Genomic DNA, 1,094 nt, shown 5'->3' with positions numbered 1-1,094 from the left:
ATCTTGATCTGCGCTATTTATTGCATTGGCCTCTGCATGACTTTCTCCATATCTTTCATGATATCCTCTAGCAATTATGCAACAATTTATAAATGGATAGACCTCTACTCTAAATCTAATGAAAGCTCCGTCTCTAAAGCTGATTTTCTAGAATTAAAAAGACAACTGGCTAAAGTTAAGGAAGAACGAGACATCTTAAAAAAAGTATTGACCATATTCGCCGAGAAAAAGAAGTGAGTGCTGCGGATATGGCTCAAACCATACAAACTTTAGCACTCAATGTCAGACTAAGCTGTCAACTCCTTGATGTTCCTGAATCAAGTTATTATGAACGGATTAACCGACATCCATCTAAAACTCAATTAAGGAGACAATACCTGTCACTCAAAATTTCTCAACTCTTCAATGCTAACCGAGGAATCTATGGTGCTCCTAAAATTCATCATCTTCTACTTAAACAAGGGGAAAAAGTCGGGTTAAAACTGGTACAGAAGCTAATGAAGCAACTTCAACTCAAGTCTGTAGTCATTAAGAAATTTAAGCCTGGATACTCACTAAGTGATCACATCAATCGAAAAAATCTCATACAGACTGAACCTACAAAGAAAAATAAGGTTTGGTCAACCGACATTACTTATATTCCTACTCAACAAGGATGGGCTTATCTCTCAACCATTATGGATCGTTATACTAAAAAAGTCATTGCTTGGGATTTGGGCAAGCGAATGACTGTAGAATTAGTGCAAAGAACTTTAAATAAGGCCATTAAATCACAAGACTATCCAGAAGCTGTTATTCTTCATTCTGACCAAGGAAGCCAGTATACGAGTCTAGAGTATGAAGAGTTGCTTAAGTATTATGGGATGACTCACTCTTTCAGTCGAAGGGGATACCCTTATCATAATGCCAGTCTTGAATCTTGGCATGGACATTTAAAAAGAGAGTGGGTGTATCAATTTAAATATAAGAACTTTGAAGAAGCCTATCAGAGTATTTTCTGGTACATCGAAGCCTTTTATGACACTGTTAAACTAATAACACCTTATGCTAAAAAAAATGATGTTTCAATAACCCTTGTAAACACAGAGAACATT

1 pseudogene is annotated in these 1,094 nt (G+C 36.1%); it reads left to right on the top strand.

From position 1 onward, the window contains the following. Positions 1 to 78 precede the first annotated feature (78 nt). Positions 79 to 1,094 (top strand): annotated as a pseudogene (locus K8M07_RS12510) (IS3 family transposase); the annotation flags it as partial.

The sequence above is a fragment of the Schnuerera sp. xch1 genome, assembly GCF_019931165.1.
In the GTDB taxonomy this organism is placed as follows: Bacteria; Bacillota; Clostridia; order Tissierellales; family Tepidimicrobiaceae; genus JAIOUP01.
This window is presented reverse-complemented; position numbering and strand designations above follow the sequence as displayed.